At 71.4% G+C, this 13,749-nt stretch carries 12 protein-coding genes and 1 pseudogene; 11 read left to right on the top strand and 2 right to left on the bottom strand.

Annotated features, from left to right (window positions below):
• The first annotated feature begins 8 nt into the window (after positions 1 to 8).
• Genes fabI through WHN02_RS23480 form a run of 3 tightly spaced genes read left to right on the top strand, consistent with a single transcriptional unit; the run spans position 9 to position 2,676 of the window.
• Positions 9 to 776 carry an enoyl-ACP reductase FabI gene (gene fabI / locus WHN02_RS23490; RefSeq protein WP_434740860.1) on the top strand — a complete coding sequence of 256 codons (768 nt, stop codon included), beginning with the start codon at positions 9 to 11 and terminating at the stop codon, positions 774 to 776.
• A gap of 59 nt (positions 777 to 835) precedes the next feature.
• Positions 836 to 1,900, top strand: a complete 1,065-nt coding sequence (locus tag WHN02_RS23485; RefSeq protein ID WP_434740859.1) for a ferrochelatase — start codon at positions 836 to 838, stop codon at positions 1,898 to 1,900.
• On the top strand, positions 1,816 to 2,676 hold the full coding sequence (locus WHN02_RS23480; RefSeq protein WP_434744041.1) for an HAD-IIA family hydrolase: 861 nt from the start codon (positions 1,816 to 1,818) through the stop codon (positions 2,674 to 2,676). The genes WHN02_RS23485 and WHN02_RS23480 overlap by 85 nt, the downstream gene beginning before the upstream one ends.
• 30 nt (positions 2,677 to 2,706) lie before the next feature.
• On the opposite strand, the gene WHN02_RS23475 is transcribed toward WHN02_RS23480, so the two are convergent.
• Positions 2,707 to 3,501 carry a hypothetical protein gene (locus WHN02_RS23475; RefSeq protein WP_434740858.1) on the bottom strand — a complete coding sequence of 265 codons (795 nt, stop codon included), beginning with the start codon at positions 3,499 to 3,501 and terminating at the stop codon, positions 2,707 to 2,709.
• Positions 3,502 to 3,673: 172 nt separating this feature from the next.
• Between WHN02_RS23475 and WHN02_RS23470 the strand changes: the two genes are divergently transcribed.
• On the top strand, positions 3,674 to 4,507 hold the full coding sequence (locus tag WHN02_RS23470) for a DUF3097 domain-containing protein (RefSeq protein WP_434740857.1): 834 nt from the start codon (positions 3,674 to 3,676) through the stop codon (positions 4,505 to 4,507).
• 84 nt (positions 4,508 to 4,591) lie between these two features.
• On the opposite strand, the gene WHN02_RS23465 is transcribed toward WHN02_RS23470, so the two are convergent.
• Complete coding sequence (locus WHN02_RS23465; protein WP_434740856.1) at positions 4,592 to 5,902, bottom strand: serine hydrolase domain-containing protein; 1,311 nt, start codon at positions 5,900 to 5,902, stop codon at positions 4,592 to 4,594.
• Positions 5,903 to 6,024: 122 nt separating this feature from the next.
• Between WHN02_RS23465 and WHN02_RS23460 the strand changes: the two genes are divergently transcribed.
• The 7 genes and pseudogenes from WHN02_RS23460 (at position 6,025) to WHN02_RS23430 (ending at position 13,702) form a co-directional block, all read left to right on the top strand.
• On the top strand, positions 6,025 to 6,498 hold the full coding sequence (locus WHN02_RS23460; protein ID WP_350899495.1) for an NfeD family protein: 474 nt from the start codon (positions 6,025 to 6,027) through the stop codon (positions 6,496 to 6,498).
• 326 nt (positions 6,499 to 6,824) lie between these two features.
• Positions 6,825 to 7,910, top strand: a pseudogene (locus WHN02_RS23455) (SPFH domain-containing protein); the annotation flags it as partial.
• Between the two features lie 289 nt (positions 7,911 to 8,199).
• Positions 8,200 to 8,970 carry a hypothetical protein gene (locus WHN02_RS23450; protein WP_434740855.1) on the top strand — a complete coding sequence of 257 codons (771 nt, stop codon included), beginning with the start codon at positions 8,200 to 8,202 and terminating at the stop codon, positions 8,968 to 8,970.
• A gap of 83 nt (positions 8,971 to 9,053) precedes the next feature.
• A complete protein-coding gene (locus WHN02_RS23445; RefSeq protein WP_434740854.1) occupies positions 9,054 to 11,279 on the top strand; it encodes a transglycosylase domain-containing protein in 2,226 nt (741 codons plus the stop codon).
• Positions 11,280 to 11,353: 74 nt separating this feature from the next.
• Positions 11,354 to 12,313: a hypothetical protein gene (locus tag WHN02_RS23440; protein ID WP_434740853.1), complete on the top strand. Its 960-nt coding sequence runs from the start codon at positions 11,354 to 11,356 to the stop codon at positions 12,311 to 12,313.
• On the top strand, positions 12,310 to 12,489 hold the full coding sequence (locus tag WHN02_RS23435; protein WP_434740852.1) for a hypothetical protein: 180 nt from the start codon (positions 12,310 to 12,312) through the stop codon (positions 12,487 to 12,489). The genes WHN02_RS23440 and WHN02_RS23435 overlap by 4 nt, the downstream gene beginning before the upstream one ends.
• A gap of 76 nt (positions 12,490 to 12,565) precedes the next feature.
• Positions 12,566 to 13,702, top strand: coding sequence for a hypothetical protein (locus tag WHN02_RS23430; RefSeq protein ID WP_434740851.1), 1,137 nt, complete (start codon positions 12,566 to 12,568; stop codon positions 13,700 to 13,702).
• Positions 13,703 to 13,749 lie beyond the last annotated feature (47 nt).

Below are 13,749 nucleotides of genomic sequence, written 5' to 3'. Positions count from 1 at the left end.
AACACCACATGTCCGGACTGCTGGCCGGTAAGCGACTGCTGGTCACCGGCGTCATCACCGACGCCTCGATCGGCTTCTCGGTGGCGAAGCTCGCCCAGGAGAACGGCGCGCAGGTAGTGCTCACCGGCTACGGCCGGCTCTCCCTGGTCGAGCGGATCGCCAAGCGACTCCCCGAACCGGCCCCGGTGATCGAACTCGACGTCACCGACGCCGAGCAGCTCGCCGGCCTCGCCGGGAAGGTACGCGAGCACGTCGACGGGCTCGACGGGGTGGTGCACTCGATCGGGTTCGCCCCGCAGAGCTGCCTCGGCGGTGGGTTCCTCGACGCGCCGTGGGAGGACGTGGCGACGGCGTTGCAGGTGTCGACGTACTCGTACAAGTCCCTGGCCATGGCCGCGCTGCCGCTGATGTCCCCCGGCGGGTCCGTGGTCGGGTTGACCTTCGACGCCACCAAGGCCTGGCCGGTGTACGACTGGATGGGCGTGGCCAAGGCCGGCCTGGAGTCCGCCTCCCGCTACCTGGCCCTGCACCTCGGGCCGAAGGGCATCCGGAGCAACCTGGTCGCCGCCGGCCCGCTGCGGACCATCGCCGCGAAGTCGATCCCCGGCTTCGACCGGTTCGAGCAGGCCTGGACCGAGCGGTCCCCGCTGGGCTGGAACCTGACCGACGCCGAGCCGGCCGCCCGGGCCTGCCTGGCCCTGCTCTCGGACTGGTTCCCGGCCACCACCGGCGAGATCGTCCACGTCGACGGCGGATACCACGCCACCGGCGCCTGAGATGTAGGGAAGTGAGGGGTGTCGGCGGGCCGTCGGGGTGGGCGGGCCAGAATGGTGCCATGGCGTACGACGCGGTGGTGCTGGTCTCCTTCGGTGGCCCCGAACGGCCCGAGGACGTGATGCCGTTCCTGCAGAACGTGACCCGAGGGCGGGGGGTCCCGCCGGAGCGGCTCGCCGAGGTGGCCGAGCACTACCAGCACTTCGGTGGGGTGTCCCCGATCAACCAGCAGTGTCGGGACCTGCTCGCCGCGATCCGTGAGGACTTCGCCGAGCACGGTCTCGACCTGCCGGTGTACTGGGGCAACCGGAACTGGCATCCGATGCTCGCCGACACCGTGGCCCAGATGCGCGACGACGGGGTCCGGAGCGCCCTGGCCTTCGTCACCAGCGCGTACGGCGGGTACTCGTCGTGTCGGCAGTACCAGGAGGACGTCGTCGCCGCCCGAGCGGCGGTCGGCGCGGACGCGCCGGTCATCGACAAGCTGCGCCAGTTCTGGGACCACCCGGGTTTCGTCCAGCCGCACGCCGACGCGGTCCGGGCGGCGCTGACCCGGCTCGACCCGGCCCGCCGGGACACCACCCGGCTGGTGTTCACCGCCCACTCGATCCCCACCTCGATGGCGGCCAACGCCGGTCCGCACGGCGGCCGGTACGAGGCCCAGCTGCGGGAGACGGCCCGGTTGGTGGCCACCGAGGCCGCCCCGGACCTGCCGTACGACCTGGTGTGGCAGAGCCGTTCCGGCCCGGCGCACGTGCCGTGGCTGGAGCCGGACGTCAACGACCATCTGGCCGCCCTGGCCGCGGGGGGCGTCTCCTCGGTGGTGGTCAGCCCGATCGGGTTCGTCTCCGACCACCTGGAGGTGGTGTGGGACCTCGACACCGAGGCGCTGGAGACCGCCCGTCGGCTCGGCCTGGACTTTGTCCGCGCCGGCACCCCGCAGACCGATCCCCGGTTCGTGGCGATGATCCGGGAACTGGTCCAGGAGCGGATCGACCCGGACGGGGTGGGTCGGCGACGCCGCCTCGGTGAGCTGCCGATCTGGGACACCTGCCCGACGGTGTGCTGTGTGCCGGCCCGTCGACCCTCGCCTGCGGGGACGACGTCGCGGGGGGAGGGACGATGACCGAACGCAAGCCGGTCGAGAGTTGGCTGACCGACATGGACGGCGTGCTGGTGCACGAGGGGCAGCCGGTGCCGGGGGCACCGGAGTTCGTCAACCGGCTCCGCGCCTCCGGGAAGCCGTTCCTGGTGTTGACGAACAACTCCATCTACACCCCCCGGGATCTCTGCGCCCGGCTGGCCCGGATGGGGTTCGAGGTGCCGGAGCGGGCCATCTGGTCGTCGGCGTTGGCGACCGCGCAGTTCCTCGGCGACCAGCGGCCCGGCGGGACCGCGTACGTGATCGGGGAGGCCGGTCTCACCACCGCCATGCACGCCGTCGGCTACGTCCTCACCGACTTCGCCCCGGACTACGTGGTGCTGGGGGAGACCCGGACGTACAGCTTCGAGGCGATCACCAAGGCGATCCGGCTGATCAACGACGGGGCGCGGTTCATCTGCACCAACCCGGACGCGACAGGCCCCTCGGTGGAGGGTGCCCTGCCGGCGGCCGGTTCGGTGGCGGCGATGATCTCGAAGGCGACGGGGGTGGACCCGTACTTCGTGGGCAAGCCCAACCCGATGATGATGCGGTCGGCGTTGAACACCATCGACGCCCACTCGGAGAGCACCGCCATGATCGGTGACCGGATGGACACCGACATCCTGTGTGGTCTGGAGGCCGGGTTGGAGACGATCCTGGTGTTGACCGGGATCAGCTCCCGGACGGAGGCGGAGCGCTACCCGTACCGGCCGTCGCGGATCGTGAACTCGGTCGCCGACCTGATCGACGAGATCTGAGCCGTCGGCTCCGCACGGCGGTCCGGGCGGTCAGGGGCGCAGCGGGGCGTTGCAGGCGGCGACCAGGGCCTGCCGGCAGGCGGCGGTGAGGGGGCGCAGGGCCGCGTCGCGTAGCTGTGCCTCGTAGTTGTTGACCGCCCCGCCGGGTGCGGCGTGCCCGGCCAACGCCAGGACCCGGTCGAGGACGGCGGCGCGGGCGAAGAGCCGACGGGCGCGCGGGTCGAAGCCGGGGGGCAGGTCGGTGGTGCCGTCGGGGCGGCGCAGCGCGGCCAGCGCCCCGGCCAGTTCGGGTCGCCACTGGGCGACGTCCAGTCGGGTCAGGACGGCGGTGGTCTCGGCCAGCGCGGCGGCCAGTTCCGCTTCGGCCTCCGCCGCGCAGGGGGCGGAGAGGGCGGCGGCGGGGGTGTGCACGGGCAGCGGCCACACCCGCCACAGGACGGTCTCGAAGGTCATGCCCGAGCCGGAGGTGTGCGTGCGTACCTGCGGGATCAGTCCCAGCTCCCCGGCGACGACGGCCTCCCCGGCGAGCAGTGCGGTGCCGGTGAAGTCGCCGGGGCCGGGCAGTCCGCGTGGGTCGCCGGGCGCGGGCAGCACCAGCCGGATCTCGTCCGGGGAGAGCTTCGCCAGGGTGGGCAGCGCCTGGGAGAGCGGGACGTCGGTCCAGGTGCCGGGGGCGTCGGCGACGAGGTGCTCCTCGTCGCCGGCGATCGCGTCGGCGACGTCGTCGTAGGGCACCAGGCCGGCCCGCCACGCGCGTACCCAGGCCACGAACCGGCTGGACCGGCGCGGGGCAAGGGTGTCTGCGCCCGTTGCTGGGGTGGACATGCAGCAAAGGGTACGTGGTGAGCGCCGTCTGTGTCTCGACTGCGGTGAGCAGGTACCGGTCCACGGCACCTGCGTCGAATGTCCGACGTCGTAGGGTTTCTACGGGCTGCGCCGTCGGGTGGGCGGCGCGTCGTGGCCAGGTGGCCTCCGACGTCGGGTTACCGTGATCGACATGGGGCGGCGATACGGCGATGACGTGTTGGCGGGCGACTGGCGGCGACGCCGGACCACCCCGGAGGTCGACGCCGATCCGGATCTCGTGGTCGAGGACGCCGACTCCGGCTTCTGCGGGGCGGTGGTCGGGTTCGACTCCGGCGCCGTGGTCCTGGAGGACCGGCACGGCCGACGACGTAACTTCCCGCTGCTCCCGGCGGCCTTCCTGCTCGACGGCCGGCCGGTGACCCTGCGCCGACCGAAGGCCCCCGCGATCCCGGCCGCCCGGCGGCGGACCGCCTCCGGGTCGATCGCCGTGGACGGGGTACGGGCGCAGGTCGCCAAGGCCAGCCGGATCTGGGTCGAGGGGATCCACGACGCCGCACTGGTCGAGCGGATCTGGGGCGACGACCTGCGGATCGAGGGTGTGGTGGTGGAACCGCTGGACGGGATCGACGCCCTCGACGCCGAGGTGCGCGACTTCGCCCCCGGCCCGGCGCGGCGGCTCGGCGTCCTGGTCGACCACCTGGTCCCGGGCAGCAAGGAGAGCCGGATCGTGGCCCGGGTCGACTCGCCGTACGTCCTGGTCACCGGTCACCCGTACGTCGACGTGTGGCAGGCGGTGAAGCCGTCGGCGCTGGGTATCGCGGCGTGGCCGGTGGTGCCGCCGGGTCAGCCGTGGAAGGAGGGGGTCTGCGCGGCCCTCGGTGTCGCCGATCCGGCCACCATGTGGCGGCACGTCCTGTCCCGGGTGGACAGCTTCGCCGACGTGGAGACCCCTCTGATCAACGCGATGGAGCGCCTGATCGACTTCGTCACGGAACCCGCCGAACCCGCCGACCACGAGGGCTGAGCCCGGCGGCGACCGATCCGAGCCCCTCACCCCGCCCGGCCCCTCACCCGCCCCGGCCCCACTCGGTCAGGGCGCCTCACCTGGTCAGGGCGCCTCCTCCGGGGTGCGGGTGAAGACGAAGGTGCCGATGTCCAGGGCCTCGGCCCGTCCGTCGGGGTCCCGCAGCACCGTCAGGATCTCCCCGTGCTGTTCCCCGGAGTGGCCCCGCCAGCGGTCCGGCCCCTCCCGGGTGAACCGCAGGTCCGCCGCCCCGACCGGTCCGGCCAGCAGCTCCTCACCGGTGGCCCGGACCTCGTACTCGATCCCCATCCACCACCAGCGGCCGGTCAGCTCGGCCGACTCGGGGCGGGGCGGGGCGGTGGCCGGCAGCCAGGGGGCGACCGGGGTGGGCTCGGCCTCCAGGACGTCGGTCAGCACCGTCCGGGACAGGCCCCTGAGGGTGGTGCCCCGCAGCCCGTACGAGTTGGCGAAGGCGATCACCCCGGTCCGGGTGGGCCGGTGCACCATCAGGTGGGCCACGTACCCGGGCATCGAGCCGCCGTGCCCCGCGTACACCCGGTCGCCCTGCCGGTACAGCTCGATGCCGAGGCCGTGGCCCCCGGTCCAGGAGTCCGGGTCCTTGAGGGCCACCGGGTTGCACATCTCGGTGACGGTGGCGGGGGCGAGGACGCCGGGCACCGGGTCGGCGAGGAAGGCCGCCCACCGGGCCAGGTCCGTGGCGGTGGACCAGAGCTGTCCGGCGGGGGCCATCGCCCCGGTGTCGGTACGGGGCTCCTCCCGCACCGTGTCGTGCCAGGGGTGCACCACGTATCCCGGGGCGTACGGCTCCTCGGGGTGGTAGGTGGTGCGGGTCATGGCCAGCGGGTCCAGGATCCGTTCCTGCAGCACTGTGGCCCAGCCGGTGCCCCGGTTCCGTTCCAGGACCGCCCCGAGCAGCGCGTACGCGAGGTTGGAGTAGTGGTACGCGTGGTGCGGGGGATAAGCGGTCTTGTCGGGGGTGAGCCCGGCCAGGAGGGTGTCCAGGTCGCGGCCGGCGGTGCGTTCCCACCACGGTCCGTCCGGTTCCCGCTGCAGGCCGCTGGCGTGTCCGAGGAGCTGGCGGAGGGTGAGTTCGCCCACCGGGGTGCCGGGCAGGTGCTGTTCCAGCCGGTCGGCGAGGTCCAGTCGACCGGCGTCCCGTTCCGCCATGATCAGCACTGCGGTCATGGTCTTGGTGATCGACCCGAGTCGGTACTGGAGGTCGGCGTCGGGGCGGGGGTGTTCCCCGGCGCCGGACAGGTGGGCCAGGGCGCCGTCCCGGACGACGCCGAGCAGCAGCGAGGGTGCCCGGCCGGTGGCCTGCGCGGTGGTGACCAGGGTGTCCACCCGGCGGGCGGTGTCGGACGTCAGCGACACGGCGAATCCTCCTCGTTGCGCGGCCGGTTCGGGGTACGCCGAAGCGGCCCGGCGGGTCCGGTGACGGCGTTCCCTGATCATGACACTCGGCGGTGCGAGCGCGGACGTGTCACGATTCAGGGGTGGACGCCGTGCTGTGGATCGTGCTGGGAGTCGTGTTGGCGGTGGCCGAGATCTTCTCGGCCACGCTCTTCTTGATCATGTTTTCGGTCGGTGCGTTCGCTGCGGCCGGGGCTGCGGCGCTCGGTGCGCCGGTGGCGGTGCAGGCGGTGGTGTTCGCGGTGGTCTCCGCGCTGACCACCCTCCTGGCCCGGCCGACGATCCAGCGGCACCGGCGCAGTGCGCGGGAGACCGGTGATCAGCCCTTCGGTGTGGAGGCCCTAGAGGGGTCCGACGCGCTCGTCCTCGAGCAGGTCGACGTCGACCGTGGCATGATCAAGATCGACGGCGAGTTGTGGAGCGCCCGCTCCTACGACGCCACCCAGGTCTTCGCGCCCGGTGAACGGGTGCAGGTGATCAAGGTTCAGGGTGCCACCGCCCTGGTGTGGCGGGACGACATCACGCCCGGAAGGCAGCTGCCGGAGGCGGAGGGGTGAGCCGATGGAGATCCTCCTGACGGTGGTCGCGGTGGGCCTGGTCGGTGCCGTCGTCCTGTTCTCCGCCGTGCAGCGGGTCCCACCGGGCTCACCGTGACGACGCCGCGCAGCGTGATCGGCGCCCTGGACCTCCGGTCGGCCCTGGCCAGCCGGGGGGAGATCTCCCGGCAGCTCTTCGGGGTCCTGGCACAGGCGGCGGGATCACAGTGACCCGCGCCGACGTTGTAGCTGTCGAACCACCACCCACGATGACGACTCAGGGTGACACCGGGACGGGCGGGGAGTTCGCCTCCCCCACCGGAGTGCCCCAACGGAAAGGTGAGTGAATGGAAGTCATTATCCCGGTCCTACTGATCGCGTTCGCGCTGATCGGGGTGATCACGCTGGCGAAGTCGGTGCGGATCGTCCCGCAGCAGCGGCAGGACGTGGTGGAGCGGCTGGGCCGGTACAAGCGCACCCTCAACCCCGGGCTGAACATCCTGGTGCCCTTCGTCGACGCGGTGCGTACCAAGGTCGACATGCGCGAGCAGGTGGTGAGCTTCCCGCCGCAGCCGGTGATCACCTCCGACAACCTGGTCGTCTCGATCGACACCGTCCTCTACTTCAAGGTGGTCGACTCGGTCCGGGCGACCTACGAGATCTCCAACTTCCTCCAGGCCATCGAGCAGCTCACCGTCACCACCCTGCGGAACGTGATCGGTTCGCTGGACCTGGAGCGGGCGCTGACCAGCCGGGAGGAGATCAACCGGCACCTCTCCGGTGTGCTCGACGAGACCACCGGACGGTGGGGCATCAAGGTGACCCGGGTCGAGATCAAGGCGATCGAGCCGCCCCCGAGCATCCGCGACTCGATGGAGAAGCAGATGCGCGCCGAGCGGGACCGCCGCGCCGCGATCCTCAACGCGGAGGGGCACAAGCAGTCGCAGATCCTCTCCGCCGAGGGTGAGAAGCAGGCCGCCGTGCTGCGGGCCGACGGTGACCGGCAGGCCCGGATCCTGCAGGCCGAGGGTCAGGCCAAGGCCGTGCGGACCGTCTTCGACGCGATCCACAAGGCCAACCCGAGCCAGAAGGTGCTGGCCTACCAGTACCTCCAGGCTCTGCCGCAGATCGCCAACGGCACCGCCAACAAGGTCTGGATCGTGCCGACCGAGCTGACCCGGGCCCTGGAGGGCATGGGTGGCGCGCTCGGCGGGCTCAGCCAGATGGTCGGCGACGCGCCGACCAAGGAGGCCTCGCAGACCGCGAGCGAGGTCGAGCGGGAGGCCGCCGAGGCCGCCGAGGCCGCCGCAGCGGCGGCCCAGGAGATCCACAACGAGGTACGGGTCGCCGAGGCGCAGGCCTCCGGTGGCAAGAACACCCCGCAGGGGCTGCCGGCCCCCGAGCCGGTCTCGGCGCAGAGCCTGGTCGGCGACCCGGGTCTGACCCAGGACCTGGGTGGTATGGTCCACGACCCGGCCCACCAGCAGTACGAGCAGCACCAGCAACACCAGCAGTACGACCAGCACGACCAGCAGCAGTACGACCAGCACCAGCAGCAGCGGCACCCACGTCGCTGACCGCATCCGTCCCACCTCGGGGCAAATGCGAGAAACACTCATCTGGCGCCCCGGTGCCTGCCACGATCGGTCTGAGAAGGCGGATTGGTGAGCGGGCGTCGGGGCGCCGGTGCGTCGGCGTACCGCACGGTGAGTGAGGTGACGCATGAAGGATCCGGCGAACAGGCTGCACTCGTCGTCCCGGGGCGGCGCGCACGACCCGGTCGGCCCCCTGGGCACCCGGCGTACCGGAGGTGGGTTCGGGGTCCTGCCGTTCCTCGTCGAACCCACCCCGACCTTCCCGGCCACCGACGCCACCTGGGCGTGGTCGCTGCGCCGGTTCGCCCGCGCCGCCGTGTGGCTGCTGCCCGCGTACGCGATCCTCTACGGTCTCGTCGCCTGGGCCAGTGACGGCGGAGTCGGCAACGACCCCTACCCGGCCGACGGTCGACCGCTGTACCTGATCGGCTGGGTGGCCGCCGTCTGGCTCGGGCTGCTCGCCCTGCTGGCCCTGGCCGGACTGCTGGTCGCCACCCGCAGTCGCCGGACCGCCGCCGCCGGACTCCTGGTCGGCCTCGCCGGTACGGTCCTGATGCTGCCCTTCGCCGGGCTCGCCGAGCAGACCCCGGTCTTCGGCACCACCGCCCGGTCGTTGGTCCTGGTCGGGGCCGCCTGCTACAGCGTCGGCTGGTTCCTTACCGGCTGGGCGGTCGCCCGGTCCGGCGCGTTCAGCTACGGCGACGGGATCCTGCTGATGATCGCCGCCCCGCTGCTCGGCCTCGGCGGTGCGCTCGTCGGACCGTTGCAGACCTTCGGCGCACTCTTCGTCCTGATCGCCGGAATCGGCATCGGATACCGGTCCGGGCGATTGGTCCCGGCCGCCATCGCCCGCGACGCGGCCACCGCCAGCGTCCCCACCACACCGCCCGCCGCGTGAAGCGTTCGCGCAGGTGGGGTGAGGTGGACGACACATCGGGCCCGAGGGTGGTCGGCCAGCCGATTTCGTGGCAATGCTGGACCATGCCGTCATCCCGGACGCACTCCTCCCGGTCGCCGCTGTCCCGCCTGTTCACCGCCCTGCTCGCCGGTGTGCTCGTCGGACTCGTCGTCGCGGCCGTCGCGCTCCCGGGCAACCTGGTGTTCGGGTTCGCCGCCCGGTCGGCGCTCGGGGCGTACCAGGACCTGCCCGACGTGCTCGCCACCCCGGCCACCCCACAGCGGTCGTACCTCTACGCCAGCGACGGCACCACCCTCATCACCACCTTCTACGACGTCAACCGCACCGACGTGCCGCTGACCGAGATCGCGCCGGTGATGCGGCAGGCGATCGTGGCCGCCGAGGACCGCCGGTTCTACGACCACGGCGGGGTCGACCTGCGGGGGATGGCCCGCGCCCTGGTCTCCAACGTCACCGACGGCACCACCCAGGGCGGCTCCACCCTGACCATGCAGTACGTCCGCAACGTGCTCAAGAACGACCCCAACCTCACCGCCGAGGAGCGGCGGGCCGCCACCGAGCAGACCGTCGGACGCAAGATCCAGGAGATCCGGTACGCCACCTCGCTGGAACGGGAACTCGGCAAGGACGAGATCCTCAACCGCTACCTCAACATCGCGTACTTCGGCTCCGGGGCGTACGGCGTCGCCGCCGCCAGCGAGCGCTACTTCGGCAAGCCCCCGGCCGACCTGACCCTCGCCGAGGCGGCCCTGCTGGCCGGGCTGGTCCAGTCGCCGGAGGCGTACAGCCCGATCGACGGCGACCCCGAGGCCGCGCTGGCCCGCCGGGCGTACGTCCTCGACTCGATGGCCGCCACCGGCGTGATCACCGCCGAGGAGGCCGCACAGGCCACGGCCGAGGAGCTGAAGCTCGACCCGACCGGTCAGCCCAACGGGTGCACCGCCGCACCGGACGGCGACGACACCGGGTGGGGATTCTTCTGCGACTACCTGCGGCAGTGGTGGCTGACCCAACCGGCCTTCGGTGACACCGCCGAGGAGCGGGACCAGGCGCTGCGCCGGGGCGGGTACACCGTCGTCACGACCCTCGACCCGGACGTCCAGGCCACCGCCCAGCAGCAGGCCACCTCCGTCTACGACTACGACAACGAGCGCGCCCTGCCGATCGCGGCCGTCGAACCGGGCACCGGCAAGGTCCTCGCCATGGCCGTGAACCGGCACTACAGCGTCGACGCCAACCCGAACGGGCAGGCCAACCACCCCAACACCGTCAACCAGCTGGTGGCCGGTGGGGGCGGCGTCGAGGGATACCAGGCCGGATCCACGTTCAAGCTCTTCACCATGCTCGCCGCGCTGGAGAACGGCCGTACCCTCTCCACCGGTTTCGACGCACCCACCCGGCTGCCCACCCGCTACCCGGCCGACTCCGGCGACGCCACCTGCGACGGCCGGTGGTGCCCGGCGAACGCCAACCCCGCCTGGATGGACGGGTACCGGATGATGTGGGACGGCTTCGGCCGCTCGGTCAACACCTACTTCGTCTGGCTCGCCGAGCAGGTCGGGCAGGACAAGGTGGTGGAGATGGCCCAGCGACTGGGCATCACCTTCCGCTCCGGCGCCGACGCGGACTTCGCCGAGAACAACGCGGCCGACTGGGGCTCCTTCACCCTCGGCGTGGCCGCCACCACCCCGCTGGACCTCGCCAACGCCTACGCCACAGTCGCCGCCGAGGGCGTCCACTGCGCGCCGACCCCCGTCGAGTCGGTCACCACCCCGGACGGCACCCGCCTGCCCGTCGGTGACCCGTCCTGCGAGCGGGTCCTCGACGCCGACGTGGCCCGGGCCGCCACCGACGCCGCCCGCTGCCCGGTCGGCCAGCAGTCCGCCTTCGGCCAGTGCAACGGTGGTACGGCCACCGCCGTCAACAGCCTCCTCGACGGCCGTCCGACGGCCGGTAAGACCGGCAGCTCGGAGCGGGCCGCCACGGAGAGCTTCGTCGGGTTCACCCCGCAGGTGGCGGTGGCCGGCATCGCCGCCAACCCGGACGACCCCACCGACTCGGTCGGCGCCGCCGTCCAGGCCCGGGTCATCTCGGGCGTCGCCCGGGTCATCGCCACCGCGGTCGACGGTGAGGAGGTCGCGCAGTTCACCGCCCCGAGCCGGGACCTGGTCGGGATCCCGACGCGCCCGTCCCCGCGTCCGGCCCCTCGCCCCGGGCCGGAGTCGACTGACGAGTCACCGACCCAGCGCGCCGACATCATGCGCTGGCTCCAGGGCCGCCGAGGCTGACCAGATCTCGGGACGGATCGAACCGGACCGGGCGGGCCGCCGTCAACAGACGGCGACCCTGTCTGGAGGACGATGTGACCGACCCGTGGCAAACCGGCCAGCCCTATCCGGAACTCGATCTAACCATCGAGGAACTCGACTCGGGTGTGCCCGCGCTGACATGGGAGGAGGCCCAGTGGGTTTGGGAGAGCATGAACCTCGGCCCGGGCGTCGTGCATCCGGCTCAACCGGTCCTGGACCTCGCGACCACCGAACAACCCGGGCCGGCGGTCGCTGGGCTGTTGTCAATGGCGCAGGGTCACGAAGAAGGTTTCCTGGCTGCTCTCAGCTCCGAGGATGACAGAGATCGATCTCGCTACACCGCCATGCTCGAGCACCTCCGGGCGGGCCGGCTTCGGACGAGGAAAGACATTCCGCATTCAGAGTTGAATCTGGTGCAGAACTGGCGCTCCAACGGTGTGCCGGTGCGAGCGATCGAGACGTGTCCGGAGTTGTACCGCGAGCTGGACCAGGAATTCCCCGGGGAGTTCAGGCCGTCACAGGCCTGGCTTGAGAAGGACCGGAGCCAGGCGGCGGAACTGCGCAGTTTCGCCCAAGATCGCTTGCAGGGGGGTCCGCACGGGCGTGTGCAGCGGTGGCTGGGACGTCTTGGGAGGGGCGAAGTAGCAGCCCTGGGAGACGAGCAGTTCAAGGTGTTCTACGAATATCCCTTCCTGAGGAAACACCTCAAGCCCGGGTCGATGAACGCGCACAGATTCGCTGTGTTCAGTCGGGCGTGGGAGGAATCAGCCCAGACATCGCGACAAGCGCCTGCCCAGAGCCTGGAACAGTGGCCGGTGGCCGGTCAGGTGCAGTGGCCGGCGGCGACGTACCAGGCCGCAGCCCTGCAAGGGCCGCCGGCGGGCGGCCCGGCAGGCAATCCACCGGCCGGCGCTGCGGTCACACGGTACGGCGATCGTCCACGTGCACCGTACGGCGGTCCTCCGGGTCCGCTCCCGAGTCACCCGGGCGGGCGTCCGCAGAGCCGGGGATGACCATAGCCACCGCGGTCGACGGTGAGGAGGTCGCGCAGTTCACCGCTCCGAGCCGGGACCTGGTCGGGATCCCGACGCGCCCGTCCCCTCGCCCGAATCCCGGGCCGGAGTCGACTGACGAGTCACAGACCCAGCGCGCCGACATCCTGCGCCGGCTCCAGGGCCGTCGGGGCTGACCCACGCCGGGGATGGAATCGAACCGAACGGGGATGGCCGCCGTCGTACCGGGCTGGATCCAGTTTGGAGGACGACATGACCAACCCCTGGAGCAGTCAGCCGCTGCCTGACGCCGAGACGGATGCGGCCACGGCCGCCGAGGAACTCACCGCGTACTTGGCCGCGATGACCGAGGAGGAACGCCGAACTGCCATTTCCGACGCCTTCCGGTCAACGTTCGGGACCTCGTTCCCAGACCCGCAGGAGACCCGGCGGCCCACGAACCCCACCCATCTGCGGCCCGCACCGACGAGGTACCTCCCTCCTGATCCGGAGGAACAGGACAAGGAACTCGCCTGGCAGTTGAGGGAATACGCGGCAGGCATGTTGAGTTCGGAGGAAACCTTCGCGGTGGAAACCAGGCTGGCCGACATGTGGCAGGGCAAGGACCTTTCCATGGGGCGCCACCAGTTCGCGGCGCTGTACGACAACCCTTCCCTGCGACTCAACCTCAGACCTGGAACGGCCAACGCGCAGAGTTACGCTGCCTACAAGCGGGATCGTGAGCCCTGGGGGACGGGTGGAGGGCCGGAACCCGGTGCGATGTCACTGTCGGGGCCATCGAGGCAACCGCTTGCCGCCGACGACTGGAACAGGGCAGGGCCGTCAGGCACATCGTCGGTTGTCTCCGCAGCAGCGTTTCAGCGTGCAGATCGTTTCGGAACGCAGGAGCCGTCGGCGGGCCACTCACAGGGTCGAGAGCACTATCTGCAGTACGTACAGGACATATCAAGAGGGAAGATAGCTCGCCATCCTGACGGGACTACCCGTCCGAACGGAGCACCGGTTTTCAAAGCCGCGGTAGTGGAGGGCTGGTTGTCGGACGGTCTGCCGCAGAGTGTGGCCGACATCTGCCCCGAGCTTCCTGCCGCGCTGGGAAAGCTGGCACCCGAGCGGTTCAGAATCGCTCCGGAACAGATTTCACCCGACCGATCGATGGGTTCTGTCGCGCCGCAGGAGTTCGTCGGATACGGGCAGGTGCCAGGAAATGTCGGGTACGGGCACCTGCCCGGAGGGCAGTGGCCGGCAGCGACGCCCCAGTACGCAGCCCAACAGATCCCGTGGGCGGGTTACGACACCAGCGGTCCGACGGGCCAGCCGTACGGCAACCCCCGGACGCAGATGCCGCAACCCCCCTACCACCAGCGTCCGGAGCGTCCGAGAAGCCCCTGACGCTGCCGGCCGCCCCGGTGCCCCGGCGCGATTGAGCGCCGGGGCAC

This window comes from Micromonospora sp. SH-82 (genome assembly GCF_051132485.1).
Lineage (GTDB): Bacteria > Actinomycetota > Actinomycetes > Mycobacteriales > Micromonosporaceae > Micromonospora.
Note: the sequence above shows the minus strand (reverse complement) of the source record. Positions and strands in the feature narration are given on the sequence as shown.

Excerpts from the sequence above, each read along its gene's own strand:
- fabI (WP_434740860.1), top strand. The coding sequence starts at position 9 with ATGTCCGGACTGCTGGCCGGTAAGCGACTGCTGGTCACCGGCGTCATC.
- WHN02_RS23485 (WP_434740859.1), top strand. The coding sequence starts at position 836 with ATGGCGTACGACGCGGTGGTGCTGGTCTCCTTCGGTGGCCCCGAACGG.
- WHN02_RS23475 (WP_434740858.1), bottom strand. The coding sequence starts at position 3,501 with ATGTCCACCCCAGCAACGGGCGCAGACACCCTTGCCCCGCGCCGGTCC.
- WHN02_RS23470 (WP_434740857.1), top strand. The coding sequence starts at position 3,674 with ATGGGGCGGCGATACGGCGATGACGTGTTGGCGGGCGACTGGCGGCGA.
- WHN02_RS23450 (WP_434740855.1), top strand. The coding sequence starts at position 8,200 with ATGAAGGATCCGGCGAACAGGCTGCACTCGTCGTCCCGGGGCGGCGCG.
- WHN02_RS23445 (WP_434740854.1), top strand. The coding sequence starts at position 9,054 with ATGCCGTCATCCCGGACGCACTCCTCCCGGTCGCCGCTGTCCCGCCTG.
- WHN02_RS23435 (WP_434740852.1), top strand. The coding sequence starts at position 12,310 with ATGACCATAGCCACCGCGGTCGACGGTGAGGAGGTCGCGCAGTTCACC.
- WHN02_RS23430 (WP_434740851.1), top strand. The coding sequence starts at position 12,566 with ATGACCAACCCCTGGAGCAGTCAGCCGCTGCCTGACGCCGAGACGGAT.